We start from the raw sequence: 14004 nt of genomic DNA, 5'->3' as shown, positions 1-14004 counted from the left end.
CTGTTTTCCCAATCGCGGCCCCTTGCGAGGCCCGCTCTCAATGCAGCAGCCACGGCGCGCCGATCGGCGATCCGTGACCGTTAAATGTCTCTCGGCGCCCACCCTCGATCCGCTAAGAGATCAGGACGCCTGGATGTATCCGCCCCCTTGGGGAGGGGCGACGCCTTCGCACCGGTCGGAGGGCGACAAACCGGGCCTCGGCGCTTTCGCGCGGGATTCAGGGAATCTGCGAACGCGCATATATACGCCCTTCTTGGGCGAAATAAAGACCCCTCACGCGACTAGGTGACAGTTTCGATCAGCGTGATAAGCCTAGCCTTATGAAGCACATCGCCCTGCCCGTTCTCGCCGCCCTGTCGGGCGCACTGTCGCTGACCGCCTGCGCCTCGACGTCCGACGTCGACTTCGCCGAGCCGCGCATCCCGGTCGGCCCCGCGACCCAGGAGAATTGGGAGGTCGGCCAGGCCGCCTATCTGATGTGGAACAGCCAGCGTCGCGGCTGGACCTCGACCCCGTCGGGCCTGCAGTACCGCCTTGTCGGCAAGGCCAATCCCAAGGGCGAGCAGCCGACGGCGACCGACACGGTCAAGGTCCACTATCGCGGCACATTCATCGACGGGCGCGAGTTCGACAGCTCCTATTCCCGCAACGAACCGGCCAGCTTCCCGCTCAACCGTGTCATCAAGGGCTGGACCGAGGGCGTCGCCCTGATGCGCGAGGGCGAAACCTATGAGTTCGTCATCCCCGCCGACCTGGCCTACGGCCCGCGCTGGATGGGGACCGAGATTCCCGCCAACTCGGCCCTGCGCTTCACGGTCGAGCTGTTGGACGTGAATCCGGCGGACTAGCTCAGGTCCATGCCGGGCCGCCAACCGCTCGCCGCCACGAAGGCCTTGACGTCCGTGAGCTGCAAGATCTGCCGCAAGGCCTCGCGCTTGTCCGGGGCGTTCCTGTAATAGGCCTTGGCGATGCGGTAGCCGACCCAATAGCCGAGATCGCCAGGCTTCTCGGGCGTTGAATTATAGACCCAGGCTGACAGGTCGGTCTTGTCCTGATCAGCGACAAAGGCGGTCTCGATCTCGAGTTCACGCCCTCGGGTCTGCGGCGCGAGATAGGCATAGGCCGGCGCGCCAATCATCAGCTCGGTCACGAACTCCGCGACACCTTCGGCCAACGACACCTCGAGAACCGTGTACTGCTCCTTTTCGGTGAGCTCCGGCGCCTGCTGAGTATGGACATACTCGTGGATCAGAACCCCCACGAACCGGTCCTCGATATCGGGATTGATGAAGTCCGTGGCGCAGAGCGCTTCCAGCCCCACCTGGATGCCGTCCACCGGACTGCCCACCGCGACCGGACGGCCGCGACCAATCACAAAGGTCGCCGAGGGAAACTGCGCCTCGGGATACTGATCGATGAAACGGGCCAGCCCCTCCGCGACTCGCGCACGGACGCGCGGCAGATGGCCGGCGCAGGCGCGCGCCTCGACATAAATCTCGGGCCGGGCGGCCATGGCGTCCGCCATCCTCGCGCCCGTCACCCTGCGGACCTTCGCCAGGTGCGTCAGACCGGTGGAGCCCTCATCCAGATAGGCCTGAAGCTGCTCGGCGGTCGGCTGCCCGGCGGTGCTGTCGTAAAGCGCATAGAAGCGGTCAACGTCGCCGGTCTCGATCACGGGTTCGTGGCTGGCGCGATCCGGCGCGGCCATCTGAGCCGCACTGGCCGGAGACGACGCTGAAATCGCCATCGCCGCGGCGACGCTCGCCAGAATCCGCTTCCCGTCCATGTGATCCCCTTCGCCTTGTGATGCCGCTGTCAGGCTAGTACGCAACCGTAGCCGACGATGAAATGCGCCTCAGCGCAGGCGACCCAAACATGACGGCGAATTCATCCGCCCACGTCGGGCTTGACCATAGCCGCGACGCACAGTGATCTGCTGCGTCCTCGCCGCCTTGCCGGAAAGTCCCCCTGATGATGCGTCCCGCCACACGCCTGCTTGTCACCGCCTGCGCGTCCGCCTTGCTGTTCAGCGCCGGTTCGGCACTGGCCCAGGTGGGCACGCCCGCCCTGCCCGTCGCCCTGGCGCCGATCCCGGCGGCCAAGGACGAAGCCTATCCCGGCGTCATCAAGCTGGATGTCGACGCGACCGACATCGACCGCCGCCTGATCCAGGTGCGCCAGACCATTCCGGTCAGCGGCCCCGGCCCTCTGATCCTCTTCTATCCGCAGTGGATTCCCGGCAACCACGGCCCGGTCGGCCCCGTCGCCAACGTCGGCGGCCTGACCTTCACCGCCGAGGGCCGGCGCCTGGAGTGGGTGCGCAACACCGTCCAGCCCTGGGCCTATCAGATCGAGGTTCCGGCCGGCGTCACCGAGGTCGAGGCCGCCTTCCAGTGGCTGACGCCCATCGAAGGCAATCAGGGCCGCGTCGTCGTCACGCCCGAGATGCTGAACATCCAGTGGGAGAAGGCCCTGCTCTATCCGGCGGGCTATTATTCTCGCCAGATCACCTTCCAGCCGACGCTGAAGCTGCCCCAGGGCTGGAATTACGGCGTCGCCCTGGACACCGTCAGCTTCGAGAACGGCCTGGCGACCTTCGCCCCCATCACGCTGGAGCATCTGGCCGATAGCCCCGTCTTCGCCGGCGCCCACTATCGCCAGATCGATCTCGACCCGGGCGGCCGCTCGCCGGTGCGCCTGAACGTCGTGGCCGATGACGCCAAGATGCTGGGAGCGACGGACGAGCACGTCCAGCTGCACCGCAACCTGGTGCAGCAGGCCGACCGCCTGTTCGGCGCGCGCCACTTCAACCACTACGACTTCCTGCTGGCCGTGACGGACAAGCTGGGCGGCATCGGCCTGGAGCATCACCGCTCGTCCGAGAACAGCGTCGATGTGAAGTACTTCACCGACCGCGAGGCGACCCTGGCCGACCGCGACCTGCTGGGTCACGAGTACACCCACAGCTGGAACGGCAAATGGCGCCGTCCGGCCGACCAGCTGACGCCCAATCTGAACGAACCGCTGCAGAACTCCCTGATGTGGGTCTATGAGGGCCAGACGCAGTATTGGGGCCTGGTCCTGACCGCCCGCGCCGGGCTGATGTCCAAGCAGCAGGCCCTGGACGTCCTGGCCATGAGCGCCGCCAGCTTCCAGCACATCCCCGGCCGCCAGTGGCGCGCCATGCAGGACACCACCAACGACCCGATCATCAGCCAGCGCCGCCCACAGCCCTGGAGCAGCTATCAGCGCAGCGAGGATTACTACCGCGAAGGCGCGCTGGTCTGGCTGGACGCCGACACCCTGATCCGCGAGCGCACAGGCGGGAAGAAGTCGCTGGATGACTTCGCCAAGGCCTTCTTCGGCGTCGAGGACGGGAACTGGGACCCGGCCCCCTATACCTTCGCCGATGTGGCCTCGACCCTGAACGGGGTGCAGGCGAACGACTGGGCCGCCTTCCTGCGCGAGCGACTGGACGCGGTCGGCCCCGACTCGCGTGGGCCGCTCGACGGGTTCGAACGCGGCGGCTACCGCCTGGTCTTCAAGGAAGAACCGTCCGGCTATATGGGCGCCCTCTATAAAGAGCTGGGCCGCAACGACTTCACCTATTCGCTCGGCTTCATGATGAACGGGTCGAACAAGATCACCTCCGTTCTGTGGGGCGGTCCGGCGTTCGAGCAGGGGCTGACCTCAGGCTGGGAAGTCGTCGCCGTCGGCGGCCGCGCCACCTCGGCCGATGTGCTGAAGGAGGCCGTGTCCGCCGCCAAGGGGACGTCGGAGCCGATCGAGCTGATCCTGAAGAACGGCGACCGCTTCAAGACGGTGCGTTTCGATTACCACGACGGCCTGCGCTATCCGCATCTTGAGCGGATCGAGGGAACGCCCGACCGCCTGGGCGACATCCTGTCGCCTCGCCGTCGATAACACGCGCACACGCCTCTCCCTCCCCGTCCCGGGGAGGGTGGCTGAGGCCGCAGGCCGAAGCCGGGTGGGGGCGGCCAGGTTGCTCAAACGCCGCGCCCTGATCACCAAGCCCTCCCCACCCGGTCTTCGCTTCGCTTCGACCACCCTCCCCATGAAGGGGAGGGAGAAGGTCGCTCCCAGACAAAAACGCCGCTACAGAACCGACATGACCCTGACTCGACGCCTGCCCGCCGCCGCCCTCGCCCTGCTGCTCACCTCGGCCGCCTCGACCGCGCTTGCTCAGCAATGGACCGGCTCGCAGGCGCCGTCCGCGCCGACGCCTCAGAACACGCCGCTGGCCCTGCCCCGCGCCCTGCCGCCGATCCCGGCGCCGACGGCCGAGGCCTATCCCGGCGTCATCCGCTATGAGGTCGACGCCACCGACATCGAGAAGAAGATCGTCCGCGTGCGCCAGACCATCCCGGTCACGCCCGGCCCCCTGGTCCTGCTCTATCCGAAATTCCTGCCCGGCAACCATGCGGCGACCGGCCCGATCCAGCTGGTATCGGGCGTGACCATCCAGGGCGGCGGGCAGCGCATCGACTGGCTGCGCGACACCATCGATCCCTACGCCTTCCACATCGAGGTGCCGCAGGGCGTCAGCGAGATCACCGTCGACTTCCAGTGGCTGACCCAGCCGGACAGCTCGACCTGGCGCGTGGTCATGACGCCCGAGATGGTCAATCTGCAGTGGGAGAAGGCCCTGCTCTATCCGGCGGGCTATCGCTCGACAGGCATCACCTTCGCCCCGTCGATCCGCCTGCCGCAGGGCTGGAAATACGGCGTGGCGCTGGATACCGAAAGCTTCGTCGACGGCCTGGCCACCTTCAAGCCGACCGACCTCTACACCCTGATCGACAGCCCCCTGTTCGGCGGCGCCAACTTCCAGCGCATCGCCATCGACCCGCGCCGGGGCGACGGCGAAGGCGCGGTCCACCTGAACATTGTCGCCGATGCGGCCAAGGATCTGGCCCCCACGGCCGAGCAGCTGGGCTGGTTCGAGAACCTGGTCACGCAGTCCGACCGCCTGTTCGGCGCCCGCCCCTATGACCGTTACGACTTCCTGGTGGCCGCCACGGCGAAGATGGGCGGCATCGGGCTGGAGCATCACCGCTCGTCCGAGAACTCGGTCCCGACCGATTTCTTCACCAGCTGGGGCAAGAATCTGGGCGCCGTCGGCCTGCTGCCGCACGAGTTCGTCCACGCCTGGAACGGCAAGCGCCAGCGCCCGGTCGATGAACTGACCGCCAACCACAACATCCCGACCCAGAACACGCTTCTGTGGGTCTATGAGGGCCAGACGGAATACTGGGGCGACGTGCTGACGGCGCGCTCAGGGCTGGCGTCCAAGGCCGACATCCTGACCAGCTTCGCCGAGGTCGCGGCCTTCTACGACAACCAGCCGGGCCGCGAATGGCGCCCGCTGCAGGATACGAACAACCACAACCTGCTCGGCTACCGCACCTCGAACCCCTATTCGTCGTGGATGCGCGGCACCGGCGACTACTACCGCGAGGCCCTGCTGATCTGGCTGGACGCCGACACCCTGATCCGCGAGGCGACGGGCGGCAAGAACTCGCTGGACGACTTCGCCAAGGGCTTCTTCGGCGGCGACAACGGCTCCTGGGCGCCGCGCGGCTATACGTTCGACGACGTGGTGGCGGCGCTGAACGCGGTCCACCCGCACGACTGGGCGACCTTCCTGCGCACGCGCCTGGACGCTGCCGGCCCAGACGCCAGGGCCCCGCTGGACGGTCTGGCGCGCGGCGGCTACCGCCTGACCTACACGGACAGCCTGACGGCGGACGAGAAACGCATCCAGTCGGGCTGGGCCAACGACTTCCAGTATTCCCTGGGCTTCACCCTGTCCTCGTCGAACAAGCTGACCGGCGTCCGCTGGGGCGGCCGCGCCTTCGAGGCCGACATCGGGCCGGGTTGGGAGCTGGTCGCCGTCAACGACGTGGCCGCCTCGGCCGAGAAGCTGCGCGACGCCGTCACCGCCGCCAAGGGAACCGACGCCCCGATCCGTCTGCTGCTCAAGAACGGCGACCGCTACCGCACCGTCGATTTCGACTATCACGACGGCCTGCGCTACCCGCGCCTGGAACGGATTCCCGGCACGCCGGATCGGCTGGGCGACATTCTCAGCCCCCGCCGCCGCTAAGGGTCTCGAGGCGCGCCGAGCAGATGACGGCTTGGCGCGATGGGCCGGGGCGGTTTAACCTGTCGGAGACGGGCGCCGCTTCGGACCGCCCACATGAGAACTCGGCCCATGCCGGAGACCCCTGGCGCGCCCGGACGGCGCGACACGCGGTCCCTGCCTCGGAGGCCCCGCAACAGCGGAGCTTTCGATCGAGACGCGCCCCTCTACGGCGCGCTCGACCTGGGGACCAATAATTGCCGCCTGCTGATCGCGCGTCCGGCGCGTGACGGCTTTCGCGTGGTGGATTCGTTCAGCCGCATCGTGCGCCTGGGCGAGAGCCTGTCGCGCACTGGCCGCCTGGATGATCGGGCGATGGACCGGGCCTATGACGCCCTAGCCCTGTGCGCCGAGCGCCTGGTGCGCAAAGGCGTCGATCCCAACCGCCTGACCGCCGTCGCCACCCAGGCCTGCCGCATGGCTGAAAACGGCCCCGCCTTCGTCGAGCGGGTGCGGCGCGGGACCGGCCTGCGGCTCAGGATCATCGATCCGTCCGAGGAAGCCGCCCTGTCGGTTGCGGGCTGCCTGAACCTGTTCGATCCGCGCGCCGAGGCGGTGCTGGTGATCGACGTGGGCGGCGGCTCGACCGAACTGTCCTGGCTGATGAAGGGGCCGCGCGGTTTCGAGACCGCAGCCTGGATGTCGGCGCCGCTGGGCGTGGTCAGCCTGGCCGAACGCCACCCCGAACCGGATGGCAGCCCGCCCGAGTGGTATGAAGCCATGGTCGCCGACTTCGGCGCCGCCATCGCCACGGGCGGTCCCGAAGGCTCCGACTTCCTGGCGCGCGTCGGCGCCGGGCGCGGCCATCTGGTCGGCACCTCCGGCGCCATCACCAGCCTGGCGGGCATTCACCTGGAGCTGAAACGCTATCAGCGCGATCTGGTCGACGGCCTCTGGATGACGCGCGGCGACTGCGAAAGGGCGGCCGACCGCCTGATCGCCCTCGGTCCCGCCGGGCGCGCGGCGGAGAACTGCATCGGGCCGGACCGCGCCGATCTGGTGCTGGCGGGCGCGGCGATTCTGGAAGCGGTTCAGCGCGCCTGGCCGTGCGAACGGGTGCGCGTGGCCGACCGCGGCCTGCGCGAAGGCCTGCTGCTGCAGAAGATGCGCGAAGACCGGCAACCGAAACCGCGTCGGCGCCGGCGTCGCAAACGCAGCGGCGGGAGCGGCGCTTCAAGCGAATAGGCGCGGGTCAGTCCACCTCGACCGGCAGGTCGATGTCGCACACCGAAAAGTCCGCGCCCCTGGCCGCCCGCGTGGTCTCCACCAGGGCGCGGAACGGCGCGCTCGAGGCGCTCAACACCCGCACTGACGGCCGCTCGCCCTCGGCCACGTCGCCCGCCACGCGCACGCGCGTCATGCGGTCAGGCTCGGTCACGATGCCATCCGGATTGGGGCTGAACTTCAGGGCGCGCACGACGTCCAGACCAGACACGACCCGTCCCCAGACCGTGTAGCGTTTGTCCAGCGCCGGATAGGGCTGGCGCATCAGGAAGAACTGGCTGTTGGCGCTGTCGGGCGCATCGTCGCGCGCCATGCCCGCGACGCCGGGACAATACAGGCCCCAGGCGTGGACCTTGCCGTCCGCCGTCGTCCTCATCACGGCGTCAGGCTGGGTCTGCACCGGCAAGGACTGGACGAAACCGACCAGAGCGCCCGCAGGGGCCGCCACGGCGACGAACGGCGTCTGCGCGTCACGGCGGAAGGTGAACTCGGCCTTCAGGTCCGGATGCCAGCTCTGGCCCTCGCCCGTGCCCAGCGGATCGCCGGTCTGGGCCATGAAGGCGTCGATGACCCGGTGCCACGGCACGCCGTCATAGAAACCCGCCTTGGCCAACAGGCGGATACGGGCGACATGGCCGGGCGCGGCCTCGGGCGTCATCTCCACCAGGATGCGGCCCTTGCTGGTGTCGATGACCAGCAGATTGTCCGGCGCCACCGTCCGCCATTCGTCGGCGGTGATCGCTGGAGCCGCCTCACGCGGCGCAGCGTCGCTGGGCGCCGGCGCCGCGTCCTGGGCCGTCGCCGCGCTCGCCATCAAGGCCGCGAGCAGCGCCGCCCCGGTCATCCGAAGTTGGTACCTCATGTTCCGCGCCCCTCCCCTGGCGTGGATGATCGCCGTCAGCCGCCTTGCACCGGCAGTTGGACATCGCAGATGCCGAAGGACGCGCCCTTCTCGGCCCGCGCCGCCTCGACGGCGGCGTTGAACGGCGCCGAACCGGGCACGGCGACACGGATCGTCGGCCGCTCGGCCTCCGGCATGGCCGAGGCCAGCCGCGCCCGCGTCATGACGTCCGCGTCGGCGCCGACAGCGCCGTCGTTGGCGTCATTGCCCGCCTTGAGCGCCTTGACCACGTCCAGGCCCTGCACCACTCGGCCGAAGACCGTATAGGCGCCGTTCAGATTATCGTTCTGGCCCATCATCAGATAGAATTGGCTGTTGGCGCTGTCGGGCGAACCGGCGCGCGCCATGCCCGCCACGCCGGGGCAGAACAGCCCCTGGGCCGAGGTCTTGAAGTCCGCCGTGACGAACATCTGGGCGTCGGGCTGGGTCACCACCGGGATTGAGCCCATGATGCCGCGCAGGCCCGGCCCGCTGTTCTCGACCGGGGCGAAGCCGCTGTCGCGGCCGCGACGGAAGGTGAACTCGCCCTTCAGGTCGGGCAGTTCGCTGCCGCCCGCGCCGGTGCCCTGGGGGTCGCCGGTCTGGGCCATGAAGTTCGGAATGACGCGATGGAACTTCAGCCCGTCATAAAAGCCCTGATTGGTCAGGGTGCGAATGCGCTCGATGTGGTTCGGCGCCGCGCGCGGCTCCAGCTCCACCAGGATGCGGCCCTTGGCCGTGTCGATCACCCACAGGTTCTCGGGCGACACCGTGCGCCAATCACTCGACATGGCGCTCGACTGAGCCATTGCTCCGCCGGCCAGCAGGGCCATGCCCGCCGCCAGCGCCATCACAGACTTGATCTTCAAACCCGACCTCAACCCTTCTTGACCTTGGTCAACACGCTCGCGGCAACCGCCGGACTGACGAAGCTGTCGATCCGGCCGTCCAGCCGGGCGATTTCCTTCACCAGTCGCGAGGCGATGGCCTGATGCCGCGGATCGGCCATCAGGAACACCGTCTCTATGTCGCTGTTGAGGCGCTGATTCATCGCCGTCATCTGGAACTCATACTCGAAATCGGCGACCGCGCGCAGGCCGCGTATGATGACGCTGGCGTCCAGTTCCTCGGCGAAGTGCATCAGCAGGCTGGAAAAGGGCCGCACTTCGATGTCGGCGTTGAAACGCGCCACCTCGGCCTTGAGCATCTCGACCCGCTCGGCGGTGGTGAACAGCGGGCCCTTGTCGTCGTTCTGGGCGACGCCGATGACCAGTCGGTCCACCAGCTTGACCGCCCGCCCGATGATATCGAGATGACCGTTGGTGACCGGATCGAAGGTGCCCGGATAAAGTCCGATACGCATGGCCAGCGGCCTCCCCATCGTTTGGGTCCGTTTAGCAGGTGCGAAATGAACGGCCTAGATTTTCTGACACGGCTGTGATCGCCAAAGGGCGCCTATCTGCTGCACCGCATCCGTCGCGCCGGTGAAAACATGGCCGTCGATGGCGGCGATTTCCGCCGCGGGCGTGGCGCTGTTGCACAGAAAAGCGCCGTCAAAACGCGCCAAGTCCGAAAGACGCACGATCTCGATCCGCTGCGGCGATCCGGCGCGGTCCAGCGTCTCGCGGATCAGGGCCTGCGCCACGCCGTCCAGCATGGGCGCGTCCGGCCAGACCACCGTCTCGCCCTGAATGAAGCCGACATTCCACAGCGAGCCTTCGGAAACCCGGCCCTCGTCGTCGGTGAACAGGGCGTCGTCATAGCCCGCCAGTCGCGCCAGACGCCGCGCTCGCAACAAGCCCATCGCGGCCACATGCTTCAGATGCGGCGTCTCGCGCATATGAACCTGGCTTTGCAGGCGCACCCCGTGCGGCAGGGGCGTCGGCGCCGCCGAAACGCTGATCATCACCTGCGGCGCGCCGATCCAGTCCGGCCGGCGCAGGGAAAGTTCATTTGAAAACAGGCTGATGCGCAGCCACGCGTCCATCCGCCCCGCCAGGGCTGCGCGCACCAGATCGCGCAGGCGTTCTTCGGCGACCGCCTCGCCGAACAGCTCGATCGCCGAGCGGTTGAGGCGATCCAGATGGCGATCCAGCCCGCGAACTTCGCCCCCTTCCACGCGGAAAGAGGTCAGGGCGCCGTAGTTGATCAGAGCCTGATGGCCCAGATCTTCAATCCCGGCAGGACGGCCGTCGATCCAGAGTTCAGGAGCGACGGCCATGCAGGATCAGGCCTCGCCGCCCTCGTCGGTCGACGCCTCGCTGACGTCGCCGTCGTCGTCGCCGCCCGTATCCGCCAGACGCTCGACCGAGACGACCTTCTCGTCCTTGCCGGTGCGGAAGATGGTCACGCCCTGGCTGGAGCGGCCGACGATGCGGACCTGGCCGACCGGGGTGCGGATCATCTGGCCGCCGTCCGTGACCAGCATCAGATCGTCGCTCTCCTCGACCGGGAAGGCCGCGGCCAGGCGCATGCCCGCGCGACCGCCCAGACCGTGGGCCGTCAGCCCCTGTCCGCCGCGACCCGTGCGGCGATACTCATAGGCCGAGGACCGCTTGCCGAAGCCGGTTTCCGTGACCGTCAGAATGAACTGCTCGGCCGCGCCCAAGGCGGCGATACGCTCGGGCGAGATCGGGGCGTCGCCGGCCTCTTCGTCGTCGGCCTCGACCGCAACGACATCCTCTTCTGCGTCGGCCCCGGCCAGCGCCTTACGCATGGCGTTGGCGTGTTTGACATAGGCGGCGCGTTCTTCCGGCGTCGCGTCCACACGGCCCAGGATGGCCATGGAGATGACAGTATCCCCGTCCTGCAGGCGGATGCCCCGCACGCCGGTCGAGTCGCGGCCCTTGAACACGCGCACGTCGTCGGCCTTGAAGCGAATGGCCCGGCCCAGAGCGGTCGTCAGCAGCACGTCGTCCTCGGCCGTGCATAGACCGACGCCGACCATGCCGTCGCCGTCTTCCAGCTTCATGGCGATCTTGCCCGCGCGGTTCACCGTGGCGAAGTCGCTGAGCTTGTTGCGGCGCACGTCGCCCGACTGGGTGGCGAACATGATGTCGTAGTCGCCCCAGGTCGTTTCGTCTTCCGGCAGGGGCAGCACGTTCATGATGCTGTCGCCCGGCTCGATGGGCAGCAGGTTGACGAAGGCCTTGCCGCGCGACTGCGGGTTGCCCAGCGGCAGGCGCCAAGTCTTCAGCTTATAGGCCTTGCCGTTGGTGGCGAAGAACAGGACCGGCGTGTGGGTCGAGGCGCTGAAGACGCTGGTGACGGCGTCCTCGTCCTTCATCGACATGCCGCTGCGACCCTTGCCGCCGCGATGCTGGGTCCGATAGGCGTTCAGCGCCACCCGCTTGACGTAGCCCGAGTGGGTCACGGTCACGACCATGTCCTCGCGCGGGATCAGGTCTTCGTCCTCCATCTCGGCGTCGCCTTCGCCGATCAGGGTGCGACGCTCGACGCCGAACTGATCCTTCACCAGCAACAGGTCTTCGCGGATGATGGCCAGGACGTTCTTGCGATCCGACAGAATGGTCAGGTGGCCCTGAATGGTGTCGGCCAGGCCACGCGCCTCGCCGAAGATGTCGTCACGCCCCAGACCCGTCAGACGCGACAGCGTCAGGGCCAGGATGGCGCGAGCCTGTTCATCGGTCAGGCGGATCTTGTCACCCTCGACCAGCACGGTGCGCGGGTCGGCGATCAGTTCGACCAGGGCCATCATGTCCCCGACCGGCCAGGCCTTGGCCTGCAGCCGCTCGCGCGCCTCGGCCGGGTCGGCCGAGCTGCGGATGATGTGGATCACCTCGTCGATATTGGCGACCGCGACCGCCAGACCGACCAGGACGTGGCCGCGATCGCGGGCCTTGGCCAGTTCGAACTTGACCCGGCGGACGACCACTTCCTCGCGGAATTCGAGGAACAGCTCCAGCAGCTTGCGCAGGCCCATCTGCTCGGGACGGCCGTGGTTCAGCGCCAGCATGTTGACGCCGAACGAGCTTTGCAGCGCCGTGTAGCGATACAGCTGGTTCAGGATCACATCGCCCGAAGCGTCGCGCTTCAGCTCGATGACGATGCGCATGCCCAGACGGTCGGACTCGTCGCGGACGTCGGAAATGCCTTCCAGACGCTTCTCACGCACCATTTCGGCGATGCGTTCGATCAGGGTCTGCTTGTTCACCTGGAACGGCAGTTCGGTGATGACGATGGCGTCGCGATCCTTGCGGATCTCCTCAACCGAGGCGCGCCCGCGCACAATGACCGAGCCGCGCCCGTCGCGCAGGGCGTTCCGCGGAGCCGTGCGGCCCATGATCTCGCCGCCCGTGGGGAAATCCGGTCCCGGCACGATGTCCAGCAGGGCGTCGTCCGACACGTCCGGGTCGTCCAGCAGGGCGACCGCGGCGTCGATCACTTCGCGCAGATTGTGCGGCGGGATGTTGGTCGCCATGCCGACGGCGATGCCGCCCGCGCCGTTGAGCAGCAGGTTCGGAATCCGCGCCGGCAGGACGACGGGCTCCAGCTCCTTCTCGTCGTAGTTCGGCTGGAAATCGACCGTGTCTTTTTCGATATCGGTCAGCAAGGCCACCGCCGCCGGGGCCATCTTGGCCTCGGTGTAACGCATGGAGGCCGGCATATCGCCGTCGACCGAGCCGAAGTTGCCCTGACCGTCGACCAGCATCAGCCCCATCGAGAAGGGCTGCGCCATCCGCACCAACGCCATGTAGACCGAGGCGTCGCCGTGCGGGTGGAACCGGCCCAGCACGTCGCCGACCACGCGGGCGCACTTCGAATACGACCGCTCGGGCGTCATGTTCAGGTCGTGCATCGAGTACAGGATGCGGCGGTGAACAGGCTTCAGACCGTCGCGCGCGTCAGGCAGGGCGCGGCTGACGATCACGCTCATGGCGTAGTCGAGGTAGGAGCGTTTCAGCTCATCCTCGATGGTGATGGTCGAAATATCGCCCGGCGCCGAAGGGGCGGCGTTTTGGTAGCTGTCGTCGGTCAAGGAAATCAGGCTTTAGATGGCCGGAATCGGAACGTGATCCGCTATTCAGGTTTCTATCATCAGGGGGCCGTGGTGGCAAAGAAACGCCGCTGAAATCCCCGCATATAAAAGGACAGGAAATTCATGCGTTTGACCCCAGCCGTTTTCATCGCTCCCAGCGTTCTGGCGATCGCTCTCGTCGCCGGCGCCGCCTCGGCGCAACAGCATGCGGGCCATGCAGGCCATACGCCGGATCAACACGCCTCGCACATGGCCATGATGCGCGCTGCGCCCGGCCAGACCTCGCAGGTTGCCATCATCAACGGCCAGGGCGCCGACATCGGCAAGGCCACCCTGACGCAAGGCTCGACCGGCCTGCTGATCAAGGTCGAGGCTGCGGGCCTGACGCCCGGCTGGCACGGCATCCACATCCACGCCACGGGCCAGTGCGAGGCGCCCTTCACCTCGGCCGGCGCACACATCAATCACGGCGATCCCAAGAAGCCCCACGGTCTGCTGAACGCCGAGGGCCCCGATGACGGCGACCTGCCCAACGTCTTCGCCGACGCCGCCGGCGCCGTGAACGCCGAGGTCTTCACCAGCCACGCCCGCCTGTCGCAGAACGGCCCCGGCCAGTGGCTGCTGGACGCCGACGGCTCGGCCCTGGTGATCCACGCCAACGCCGACGACCATTCCAGCCAGCCGATCGGCGGCGCGGGCGACCGCGTGGCCTGCGCGGTCATCAAGGCGCAGTAAGCA

The 14004-nt window shown here is 67.7% G+C and carries 11 protein-coding genes; 5 read left to right on the top strand and 6 right to left on the bottom strand.

Annotation, left to right across the window (positions count from 1 at the left end):
* Positions 1–320 precede the first annotated feature (320 nt).
* Positions 321–848, top strand: a complete 528-nt coding sequence (locus AC3IPP_RS05860) for an FKBP-type peptidyl-prolyl cis-trans isomerase (protein WP_489150697.1) — start codon at positions 321–323, stop codon at positions 846–848.
* Here the strand turns inward: AC3IPP_RS05860 and AC3IPP_RS05855 are convergent.
* Entirely contained in the window at positions 845–1786 is a 942-nt protein-coding gene (locus tag AC3IPP_RS05855; RefSeq protein ID WP_489150696.1) for a DUF2268 domain-containing putative Zn-dependent protease, read from the bottom strand. The two genes, AC3IPP_RS05860 and AC3IPP_RS05855, sit on opposite strands and share 4 nt — an antisense overlap.
* Before the next feature lie 188 nt (positions 1787–1974).
* On the opposite strand from AC3IPP_RS05855, the gene AC3IPP_RS05850 reads away from it, so the two are divergent.
* The 3 genes from AC3IPP_RS05850 to AC3IPP_RS05840 all read left to right on the top strand — a co-directional run bounded on the left by AC3IPP_RS05850 (position 1975) and on the right by AC3IPP_RS05840 (position 7348).
* The gene (locus AC3IPP_RS05850; protein ID WP_489151046.1) at positions 1975–3924 is read left to right on the top strand and encodes a M61 family metallopeptidase; all 1950 of its coding nucleotides are present in this window, start codon (positions 1975–1977) and stop codon (positions 3922–3924) included.
* A 205-nt stretch (positions 3925–4129) separates the two neighbouring features.
* Positions 4130–6127, top strand: a complete 1998-nt coding sequence (locus AC3IPP_RS05845; protein WP_489150695.1) for a M61 family metallopeptidase — start codon at positions 4130–4132, stop codon at positions 6125–6127.
* A gap of 108 nt (positions 6128–6235) precedes the next feature.
* Positions 6236–7348, top strand: coding sequence for a Ppx/GppA phosphatase family protein (locus AC3IPP_RS05840; RefSeq protein WP_489150694.1), 1113 nt, complete (start codon positions 6236–6238; stop codon positions 7346–7348).
* Positions 7349–7355: 7 nt separating this feature from the next.
* Here the strand turns inward: AC3IPP_RS05840 and AC3IPP_RS05835 are convergent, their stop codons facing one another.
* The 5 genes from AC3IPP_RS05835 to gyrA are packed head-to-tail and all read right to left on the bottom strand — an operon-like array spanning position 7356 to position 13266.
* The gene (locus AC3IPP_RS05835; protein WP_489150693.1) at positions 7356–8249 is read right to left on the bottom strand and encodes a peptidylprolyl isomerase; all 894 of its coding nucleotides are present in this window, start codon (positions 8247–8249) and stop codon (positions 7356–7358) included.
* A gap of 35 nt (positions 8250–8284) precedes the next feature.
* Positions 8285–9118 (bottom strand): peptidylprolyl isomerase, encoded by an 834-nt coding sequence (locus AC3IPP_RS05830; protein ID WP_179205075.1) that lies wholly within the window; start codon positions 9116–9118, stop codon positions 8285–8287.
* Positions 9119–9144: 26 nt separating this feature from the next.
* Entirely contained in the window at positions 9145–9630 is a 486-nt protein-coding gene (gene coaD / locus AC3IPP_RS05825) for a pantetheine-phosphate adenylyltransferase (protein WP_489150692.1), read from the bottom strand.
* Between the two features lie 54 nt (positions 9631–9684).
* Positions 9685–10488: an aminotransferase class IV gene (locus tag AC3IPP_RS05820; RefSeq protein ID WP_489150691.1), complete on the bottom strand. Its 804-nt coding sequence runs from the start codon at positions 10486–10488 to the stop codon at positions 9685–9687.
* Between the two features lie 6 nt (positions 10489–10494).
* Positions 10495–13266: a DNA gyrase subunit A gene (gyrA, locus tag AC3IPP_RS05815; protein WP_489150690.1), complete on the bottom strand. Its 2772-nt coding sequence runs from the start codon at positions 13264–13266 to the stop codon at positions 10495–10497.
* 249 nt (positions 13267–13515) lie between these two features.
* Here gyrA and AC3IPP_RS05810 point away from each other — a divergent pair, with 249 nt between their 5' ends.
* Positions 13516–14001 carry a superoxide dismutase family protein gene (locus AC3IPP_RS05810; RefSeq protein ID WP_489151045.1) on the top strand — a complete coding sequence of 162 codons (486 nt, stop codon included), beginning with the start codon at positions 13516–13518 and terminating at the stop codon, positions 13999–14001.
* Positions 14002–14004: the final 3 nt, after the last annotated feature.

Source organism: Brevundimonas sp. KH_060, assembly GCF_057838275.1.
The sequence above is the reverse complement of the archived record's forward strand: the minus strand, read 5'-3'. Positions and strand labels throughout refer to the sequence as shown.